General features: G+C 61.8%; 4 protein-coding genes and 1 pseudogene. 4 read left to right on the top strand and 1 reads right to left on the bottom strand.

The genetic code is table 11. The features are described 5' to 3' along the window. Positions 1-38 precede the first annotated feature (38 nt). Positions 39-1,745 (bottom strand): efflux transporter outer membrane subunit, encoded by a 1,707-nt coding sequence (locus tag FN369_RS07480; RefSeq protein WP_142525554.1) that lies wholly within the window; start codon positions 1,743-1,745, stop codon positions 39-41. Positions 1,746-1,988: 243 nt separating this feature from the next. On the opposite strand from FN369_RS07480, the pseudogene uvrA reads away from it, so the two are divergent. The 4 genes and pseudogenes from uvrA to FN369_RS07465 form a co-directional block, all read left to right on the top strand. Beyond that, positions 1,989-4,763 (top strand): annotated as a pseudogene (uvrA, locus tag FN369_RS11665) (excinuclease ABC subunit UvrA); the annotation flags it as partial. 390 nt (positions 4,764-5,153) lie between these two features. Further along, the gene (locus tag FN369_RS11660; protein WP_374728766.1) at positions 5,154-7,541 is read left to right on the top strand and encodes an excinuclease ABC subunit UvrA; all 2,388 of its coding nucleotides are present in this window, start codon (positions 5,154-5,156) and stop codon (positions 7,539-7,541) included. Positions 7,542-7,593: 52 nt separating this feature from the next. Beyond that, on the top strand, positions 7,594-9,243 hold the full coding sequence (locus FN369_RS07470; RefSeq protein ID WP_142525552.1) for an alpha-keto acid decarboxylase family protein: 1,650 nt from the start codon (positions 7,594-7,596) through the stop codon (positions 9,241-9,243). Between the two features lie 136 nt (positions 9,244-9,379). Continuing rightward, positions 9,380-10,066, top strand: coding sequence for a response regulator transcription factor (locus FN369_RS07465; protein ID WP_142525551.1), 687 nt, complete (start codon positions 9,380-9,382; stop codon positions 10,064-10,066). Positions 10,067-10,158: the final 92 nt, after the last annotated feature.

The raw sequence follows: 10,158 nt of genomic DNA, 5'->3' as shown, positions 1-10,158 counted from the left end.
AGCCGGTCTTTGGAGACCGGCCGGCTCATCCTCCGCCATTAGCCCCGCTTCCTCGGAGCCGAATGGGCCTCGGAGGGAACGGAAGAGGATTCCGGTGTTGCCGCCAGAGGTCGCATCGAGTAATCCTTCCAACCTCCGCCGAGGGCGCGGATCAGCGAGACAAGGGCGATGTACCGCTGGCCCAGGATCTGCACGTCGAGCAATTGCGCGGAAAGCCAAGTGCGTTCGGTCGTATCCACTTCGATGTAGTTGACCATCCCTTCCTTGAAACGGACGAGCGACACGTCATATTGCTGCTTGGCGAAGGCCACCGTCCGATTCTGTGCCTCCTGCTGATCGCGAAGAATTTTGATTGCCGCCAAGGCGTTTTCCGTCTCCTGAAAGGCGCTCAGCACCTGTTGCCGGTAGTTCGCGACCGCGGCTTGATACGAGGCCCGGGCGAACTCCACTCCGGCAACCAAGCGCCCGCCCTCGAAGAGCGGGATATTGATGAACGGGCCGATCGACCAGAAACGACTCCCTCCCTGGAACAAGAGCGAGGCGGCGTCGCTGATGAGCCCGCCGACGGCAAAGAGGTTCACCGACGGGAAGAAGGCGCCGAGGGCCATGCCGATCGTCGCATTCGCCCGCGCCATTTGCCTCTCGGCTTGAGCGACGTCGGGACGCCGTTGCAGGAGATCGGAGGGGAGATAGGTCGGAAGGACCGGAGGCGCGTCCCGCAAGACGTTGGGAGCCACTCGCACCGTAGATGCGGGCTTCCCCAAAAGAGTCGCAATCGCATTTTCCGCTTGGGCTCGCGTGTTCTGAAGGCCGATATATTGAGACTGGGCGGTCGCCAGGTCGGTCTTGGCCCGCGCCAGATCGAGCTCGTTGGCCACCCCGCCGTCGTAGCGGCTCTGAACCAGATAGAGGTTATCCCGAAAGACATCGACCATGTATTTGTAGACAGCGAGCTGCGCATCGATGTAGCGGAGGAAAAAATATTGGATCGCCAGCTCCGCATGGAGCGAGAGGATGACGGTTTCGTAGGCGGCCTGCGTCGCCTGCGCGCTTGCCTTGGCCGACTCGAGCCCCCTCCGCAACTGGCCCCAAATGTCCGCCTCGTAGACGGCATATCCGGGAATCGCGTACTCCTGCCAGGAAAGTGGCAAGCCGACCGGAAACTGCGTGGTGCCGATCTGCTGGCCGTTCGATCCGATCACCGGCGCCTGCACTTGGTGTTGCTGGAAGAAAAACGGCTGGTTCTGCGAAAAACTGATGTTCGAATAAAATGGGGCGACTCCTACGTTGGGAAAGAAATTGGCGAGCGCCTGGCCGACTTGCGCCCGCGAAGCGGTCGCTTGCGCAAAAGCCAACTTGATCTGCTGGTTCCCGATGGAAAGCTGGCTTTCCAGTTGATCGAGCACCGGATCATCGAAGATCTTCCACCACTCTCCCTTAGCGATCGCATCCTGAGGAAGAGCCTTCCTCCACCGAATATTTTGAGCGGCCCCTTCGACCGAAGCATGCACCGTCGCGTTCGCCGCCTGACCATTCTGGCCCGTGGCCGCTTTTTCGCTGGACGGCGATTCGCCCCATTTGAAATTGGTCGGAGTTTCCACCGCCGGCCGCTTGTAATCGGGCCCGATCATACAGCCCTCGGCGAGGCCGAGAGCGATCAGCAGAAGACATCCCCGAAGAGCCGCTCCTCGGATTGCCCCCTTCGCACGATCCCTCTTGCTCGGAAGTAAATGTTTACTCACCATTCCCGCGTCGGCCGTTCCCCGAACATCGGCATATACGTTCCGGCGAGCAACCGGGTCAAGCGGAAGCTTCCTTCGGCTCAGCCGCTTGGCTCATTCGACGGGACGCGCTATCTTCTCGCAAGCCTCGTCATTCGTGGCCTCGAAAGAATCTTTCTTGCTCGGCTTCCCTACTGGATTTGCCTATACGTCGAACCCCGATGGTAGGGCAGCTTTCCCATTGCCCCTCCCCAATCCCAAAAGAGGATGACAACCAGTCGTTTTTCTCCGCAACCGTCGATTTCCCTCCGGGGGGTCCGGGTCCACAACCTCCGCTCCATCGACCTGGAAATCCCCCGAGGAAAGCTGACGGTGGTCACGGGACCCAGCGGCTCGGGGAAATCGTCGCTCGCATTCGACACGCTCTACGCCGAAGGACAGCGGCGCTACGTGGAAACTCTTTCGCCCTACGTGCGCCAGTTTCTGGAACGGATGGAAAAGCCGGACTGCGACGCGATCGAGGGGATCCTCCCCGCCATCGCGGTCGGACAGAGCGGCGGCATGGCCACCTCGCGAAGCACTCTCGGGACAATGAGCGGAATCCTAGATTACCTGAAATCGGTCTATGCCCGCGCCGGAAAGCTGATTTGCCCCGACTGCTCTCTGCCGGTGGAAGCCGCATCTTCTCCGCGAATCGCCCAAGAAGTTTTCAACGACTTCTCGGGTGAAGAGATCTGGATCGGCTTCCCGGTCGATTTCCCCGAGGGAACCGGCCGGCGGGACGCCTTCTCGTTCCTTCGCTCGCAAGGGCTACTCCGCGTATGGGAAAAAGAAGCGCTGGTTCGGACGGAGGAAGATCCGGGAGAAGGGCCCGTCGCCGAAGGACGATTCCTCGTCGCCTTGCGACTGCTTCGCGTCGAGGAGGGGGAGAAGAGCCGCCTTGCCCAAAGCATCGAAGAGGCGATGCGGCTAGGAAAAGGAAGGGTGGAGATCCGGCCGCCTCACTCCGAGAGCCGAGTGTATACCGACCGACCGCTCTGTCCCGGTTGCGGAAAGGAGTTTCCGGCGCCCGCTCCGGCTCTCTTTTCGTTCAATAACCCGCACGGGGCCTGCCCCACCTGCCACGGTTTCGGACGGATCGTCGAGATCGACTTGAACCGAGCCATTCCCGAGCCGGCCCTCTCGATCGAGGGCGGCGCGGTCAAACCGTTCCGCCGGGAATCGTTCTTCTGGTGGCAAACGAAACTCGAGAAGGTCTGCCTACGCCGCGGCATTTCGATCCATCTCCCCTTTTTGCGGCTTTCGCCCGCGGAGCAAGCATTCATCCTCGAGGGCGAACACCCGGACCTCGATGCGGAGAAGGCCCTGGAAGCCGGTTTCTGGTGCGGGGTGCGTGGCTTTTTTTCCATTCTCGAAAAGAAGGCTTTCAAGACCCACATCCGCATCTTCCTCTCCCGCTACCGCGATTATCGCACCTGTCCGGACTGCGGAGGAACCCGCTTCACGGCTCTGGCGCGCGCCTATCGGCTCCCTTTTCCTTCCGGTGACCGTTCGATCGCGGAGCTCTGTGCGCTTCCAGTGCAAGAGGCGCGGAGCCTTCTTGCTTCGCTCCCCCTCCCGCCGGGGGATCCGGCAACGCGTCGGGCCTGGGAAGAAACCCTCGTGCGCCTGCAATACCTCGAGGAAATCGGACTCGGCTATCTTTCGCTCGACCGTCCGACTCGCTCTCTCTCCGGCGGAGAGATCCGACGGGCGAACCTCACGATCTGCTTGGGAAACCGCCTAGCCAACACCCTCTTTGTCCTAGACGAGCCGACGATCGGGCTCCATCCGCGCGATATCGACCGACTGCTCGCGGTGATTCGCCGGCTGCGGGACCAAGGAAACACGGTCGTCGTCGTCGAGCACGAGGAGACGGTAATCCGAGGTGCCGATCATCTCGTCGAGCTCGGCCCCGGAAGGGGAGCGGAGGGAGGATCGGTCGTCTTCTCCGGTCCCCCTGCGCGGATTCTGGAGTCTGCCGAATCCTTGACTGGCGCTTATCTCTCCGGGCGGAAGGAAATTCCTACGCCGGCTACCCGCCGAGCGATCGATCCGTCCCGGCGGCTCCGATTGTCCGAGATTCGCGTGCATAACCTTCGCGATCTCACCGTCGATCTTCCTCTCGGACTCTTTGTCGCCATTACCGGAGTAAGCGGTTCCGGAAAGAGCAGCCTCGTCCATGACGCGCTTGCCCTCACCCTCCGCGCCGCCTTGTCCCAACCCCAAAAGCCGGCAATTTTCCGGCGGCAAGAGGCCGCCATCCGGGGATGGGAAAAGATCTCCGCCCTCTACGAAGTCGATCAATCCCCGCTCAGTCGAACTCCCCGTTCGAACCTCGCGCTCTACTCGAAAGCGTGGGAACCCATTCGACACCTCTTTGCGCAGACCGAGGATGCCCTCTCCCGCGGTCTCACCTCTCTCTCCTTTTCCTTGAATGCGGGCGACGGCCGATGCCCGCATTGCGAGGGTTCGGGAGTCGAGCGGGTCGAGATGCAGTTCCTCGCCGACGTCTTTCTTCCCTGCGCGATTTGCCAAGGCAAGCGATTCCAGCCTCATGTCCTGACCGTCCGCTTCCGTGGGAAGACCTTGGAAGAGTTTCTTGCCATGAGCGTAACCGAAGCCACCTCTCTCCTTCGCCCCGAGATCGCTACTTCCCCCGCCGAAGAAAAATTTTGCCGCCAAGCACTTCGGAAGCTCCTCCCCCTGGAGGAAATCGGTCTTGGCTATCTCCGCCTCGCTCACCCTTTAAGCGAACTTTCCGGGGGGGAGAGCCAGCGGCTCAAGATTCTGAGCCACTTGGCCGATGCCATCGGGTCTGCGGGTCGATGCGCCCGCTTCGCTCTCTTCCTTCTCGACGAGCCGACCACCGGCCTCCACGCCGACGACATTCCCGCTCTGCTCCGTCTCTTCCATCGAATCGTCGATCAAGGCAACACCCTGGTGGTAGTCGAGCACAACCTCGACGTGATCCGGTGCGCCGATTGGGTGATCGAGCTTGGACCGGAAGGGGGTGCCGGAGGCGGCAAAGTCGTCGCCGAAGGGAGTCCGGAGACGATCGCGGCTCATCCGACGAGTCATACGGGCCGCTTCCTCCGCGATCGGTTCGCAGGGGAGAAGCAGAGACCGCTCCCCCTTTCCTCTCTTCCAGCGGGATCCGATCTGCGAGCGGAAGCCGAGCTTCCCGTTTCCCCGGGGCTGGTTTCGATCCGAAATGCGCACCACCACAACTTGCAATCGCTCTCCCTCGATATCGCGCTAGGCAGCTTTACGGTGCTGACCGGCGTAAGCGGATCCGGAAAATCGACCCTTGCCTTCGACATCCTTTTTACGGAAGGCCAGCGGCGCTACCTCGACTGCCTTTCCGGCTACGCCCGACAATTCGTCGAAGAAATGGAGAAACCGGCCGTCGAGGCGGTAATCGGCCTACCGCCGACCGTCGCCATCGAGCAGCGCCTCACCCGTCCGGGTACCAAGAGCACCGTCGCGACCGTCGCCGAGATCTTCCCGTTTCTTCGGCTGCTTTATGCACGCTTGGGCGTTCCCGGAGATCCGCAAACCGGAGAGCGCGCCCAGCGCCAATCCCTGGAATCCCTTCTAAAAGAGGTCACTCGGCGTCTGAGCGTCCCTCAGAAGGTGCTGGCTCCCGTCGTCCGGGGGCGAAAAGGAAATTATCTCGCGCTCGGTCGATGGGCGGTTCGGAAGAAGCTTCCAGGTCTGCGCATCGACGGCCGCTGGGTCGATCCGAGCCGCTTCACCGGAACCCATCGCTATCGGACGCATGCAATCGATGTCTGGATCGGGACCCTGTCGCCCGGCTCCCCGGCGCCGGAGATCGAGCGCTTGGTCGCCGAAGCCCTCCTGCTCGGACGGGAAACCATCCTCCTGGTCGATCCGCAAGGGAAAGAGACGCTGCTCAGCACCCGCTACTTTTGCCCAGGCAGCGGACGCTCCTTCGACGAGCTCGATCCGCGCCTCTTCTCTTTCCACTCTCCACTCGGCTGGTGTCCCGATTGCCAGGGATACGGATCGACGACCGGCGGAAGAACAGCCGATCGGGGCGAAGAAGAGAGCCGTTGTCCCTCTTGTCAGGGGACCCGACTCAATCCGATCGCCGCTGCGGTTCGTCTTCCGCTCGGTGGCGGAAGGAACGCGGCCGGACCGACCTTGCCCGAACTCTGCCGACTCTCGGTCGAGCAAGCCCTCGATACCTTTGCCCGAATTCCGGCCGTCGGCCGGGAAGCTCCGGTTCTCGCCAAGATCCTCCCAGAAGTAATCACCCGTCTCCGCTTTCTGGAGGAAGCCGGTCTTTCCTATCTTGCGCTCGATCGCTCGGCCGCTACTCTCTCCGCCGGCGAGCTCCAGCGGATTCATTTAGCCGCCCAGCTCGGCAACAACCTCCAAGGAGTTCTCTATGTCTTGGACGAGCCGACGATCGGGCTTCATGCCCAAGAAAATGCCCGATTGCTCGATACGCTGAGCCGATTGCGGGCCAAGGGGAATACCTTGGTCGTCGTCGAGCACGACGAAGACGCCATCCGACGCGCGGATCGGGTGATCGACTTGGGACCGGGAGCGGGCCGATTCGGAGGGCAAATCGTGGCTGACGGCCCCTGGGAAAAGCTCGCTCGGGATCAGGCATCGGTGACAGGCCGGCTCCTCGGCCGACCCCTTCACCACCCGCTCTCGGGACGCCGGAGGCCCTGCGGCCCTTCCGATTCTTGGTTGCGAATCGAAGGGATCCGCGTGCACAACTTGCGCGACCTTTCGATTGATCTCCCTCTCGGCAAACTCGTGGTCATTTGCGGAGTAAGCGGATCGGGGAAGAGCACCCTTTTGCATCGAGTCCTCTTTCCAGCGGTACAGCAGTCGGTGGGAAGGAGGCGCTCCGGCAGCCAGCAGCCGGAGCGGCAATGCTGGAGTGCCGTTTCCGGAGCCGACCCGCTCACCGCCGCCGTGTTGGTCGATCAATCCCCCATCGGGAAAACGAGCCGCTCGACTCCCGCCACCTACCTGGGAGTTTTCGACCAGATCCGCGAACTCTTCGCTTCTCTTCCGAGCGCCCGAGAGCGGGGATACGGACCCGGCCGCTTTTCCTACAACACCCCTTTGGGCAGATGTCCGGCTTGCCAGGGAAACGGGGCTCTCGCTGTAGAGCTTCCCCTTCTTCCGCTCTTCCGGGTTCCTTGCGAAGCCTGTTCCGGGAAACGCTACAATCCCCAAACGCTCGAAATCGAATACCGCGAAAAGACCATCGCCGAGATCTTGGAGATGACCGTCGAAGAAGCCGCATCCTTCTTTGCAAGCGTTCCCCGGATCCGCCAATCCCTCGAACTGGTAGCGGAGGCGGGCTTGGGCTATCTCGCACTGGGTCAGCCGAGCCCGACTCTTTCTGGAGGGGAGGCGCAGCGCCTCAAGCTCGCCACCGAGTTGGCCGCCTCGCTGGCTCGGCCTCTACCCCGAACCTTGGCTCCCGAGCCGGCAAAGCGCTTCCTCTACCTCCTGGAAGAGCCGACCATCGGGCTGCATCTGTCCGACGTCGAGCGACTCCTTCGGCTCTGTCGGAGGCTCGTCGATCTCGGCCACACTGTCGTCGTCGTCGAGCACCATCTCGACGTGATCGCGGAAGCCGACTATACGATCGAGCTCGGTCCCGGAGCGGCGGAAGCCGGAGGGCGCATTGTCGCTGCGGGCCCTCCGGAAAAAATCGCCCGGGCAAAGAAATCTCCGACCGCTCCTTTCCTGCGGCAGATGCTGGCTCGGGCGCGGATTCCAAATTGAGCCGGCCCATTTTCTCATTTTCCCGACGGAGCCTTTTGGGCAACCTTCCCTTATGAAGGAATCCCTGAGCATCGCGGACTATTTGACCCGGCGTCTCCAAACCGAGGGAATCGAATATGTATTCGGGGTGCCCGGCGATTACGCTCTCCCTCTTTTTTCCGCCTTCCGAAAGGGCGGAATCGAAACCATCAACACATGCGACGAACAAGGGGCCGGCTTCGCCGCCGACGCCTACGCCCGCATCCGCGGCATCGGGGCCGCCTGCGTCACCTATTGCGTCGGAGGTCTCAAGATCGCGAATGCGGTCGCTGAGGCATATGCCGAAAAATCGGCGGTCGTCGTCATCAGCGGTGCTCCGGGAATCAGCGAACGAAAGAAAGATCCCCTTCTCCATCATAAGGTGCGGAGTTTCGAGAGCCAGCGAAAGATCTTCGAGGAAATCACGGTAGGGGCGACGGTCCTCGATGACCCGGAGACCGCTGCCTCCGAGGTGGATCGAATGATCGAACTGGCTCGCCGCTACCACCGACCGGTCTACATCGAGGTGCCGCGGGATCTCATGTCCCTGCCTTGTCGCCCGCCCGCGCCGCGGCAGATGGCGGAAGAAAGCGACCCGCAAGCCCTTGCGGAAGCATTGGAGGAAGCCCGACAAATGCTTCTCGCATCCCGATTCCCGCTCATTCTGGCGGATGTGGAGATCCACCGCTTCGGCTTGCAAAAGGAGCTGGTCCAGCTCACGGAAACGACGGGAATCCCGGTGGCGGCCACCCTTCTGGGGAAGTCGGTGATCGCCGAGACGCATCCCCACTACGTCGGAGTTTACGAAGGAGCGACCGGACGCGCCGAAGTTCACGATTACGTGGAGGCCAGCGATTGTCTTCTCCTTTTGGGAGTCTTTCTCACCGACATCACGGTGGGAGGCAGCTCCGCCTCCCTCGATATGAGCCGCTGCATCTATGCGACCAGCGAGAAGCTTTCCATTCGCCACCACTCCTTCGAGGGGGTGCGCTTGGAAGATTTCGTACGCGGTCTCTTGAAGCTCGGTATCGAAAAAAAGGTCCTGCCGGGCATTGCGGCATCCCGAACCGAGGCGATCCGGAAAGTGCCGGCCCGGCCGCAAGACCGGATCACCGTCCAATCGCTCTTTGCCGAGATCAACCGGATCCTGAGCCCCGAAATCCTCGTCGTCGCCGACGTCGGCGAGGCTCTCTTCGGCGCTTCGGATCTTATCATCCGGGAACCAACCGAGTTCTTGAGTCCCGCTTACTACGCGTCCCTCGGATTCGCCATCCCAGCCTCCGTAGGTGCCGCCCTCGCCAATCCGCGCTTGCGCCCGCTGGTCCTCGTGGGAGACGGGGCTTTCCAAATGACCGGCATGGAGCTTTCCACGGCGGCCCGCTTCGGCTTGAGCCCAATCGTAATCCTGCTCAACAATCGCGGCTATTCGACCGAACGTCACATGCTCGACGGCCCCTTCAACGATCTCTTGGATTGGAACTACTGCCGACTGCCGGAATTTTTGGGCGCCGGACGCGCCTGCCAGGTACGCACCAACCAGGAACTGGCATTGACGCTTCAGGCCGCATTGAGCCAGAAAGACTCGTTCTGGCTCATCGAGGTGCGCCTGAGTCCTCACGATCGCTCACCCGCCCTGGAGCGCTTGGCCCATCGCCTCGCCCCGCAAAGGCGAACCAATCCTTAGCGGAGGCCCATGCTTCGCCACCCCGTTGCGAGCCCGGCTTGCTCGAACGGCCGATGCCTTCGCAAAGAAGGAGCAACCGGGCCGCTTCGTCGGTATTCGGTCGGGATCTTTTCCTAGCGACTCCACGAATCAGACAATGAGGATCTTGATTGCCGAGGATGATCGAAAGATCTGGAAGCATGTGAAGGCTGCTCTCCAGGCCGAGGGCTATACGGCCGAAGTCGCGGAAGACGGCGAAGAGGCGCTCTGGCTGGCGCAGAACTACCCCTTCGACCTGCTCATCCTCGATTTGATGCTTCCCGAGCGCGACGGCATCTCCATCGTGCGCCAGTTGCGTCGTTCCGGATCGCGGCTTCCCATACTCTTCCTCACCGGCCGCACCGACGTCGAGGACCGAGTGCGCGGTCTGGACGCCGGTGCCGACGATTATCTGGGCAAGCCCTTTTCCACGCAGGAGATGCTTGCGCGTGTGCGTGCGCTTCTCCGCCGCCAAAGCCCCACCTTGGCCAATCGATTGCGCTTCGAGGACATCGAGATGGACCTCGTGGCTCGGTCGGTGACACGGAGCGACCAGCGCATCGATCTGACCAACCGCGAATTCGAGCTGCTCCGGCTTTTGATCGAGCACGCGCCGAACCCGGTGAGCAAGGCGCTCATTCTAGAAAAAATATGGGACCGCTGTTTCGATTCCGAAACCGCCCTGGTCAACGTCCATGTCAATCACTTGCGCCAAAAGCTCCATCTGCCGGGGAAGCCTCCGCTGCTCCAAACGATCCGAGGGATCGGGTTTGCGCTGCGGGCGGCGGCGACCGCCTCGTCATGAACCGTCGCTGGCTCACGTTGACGGCCGCATTCGGCTTGGGATTTCTCGGAGTGTCCGCCATTTTTCATTGGGCCGCCTCCGCGCGCGAAGCG

Source organism: Methylacidimicrobium cyclopophantes (assembly GCF_902143385.2).
In the GTDB taxonomy this organism is placed as follows: Bacteria; Verrucomicrobiota; Verrucomicrobiia; order Methylacidiphilales; family Methylacidiphilaceae; genus Methylacidimicrobium; species Methylacidimicrobium cyclopophantes.
Note: the sequence above shows the minus strand (reverse complement) of the source record. Positions and strands in the feature narration are given on the sequence as shown.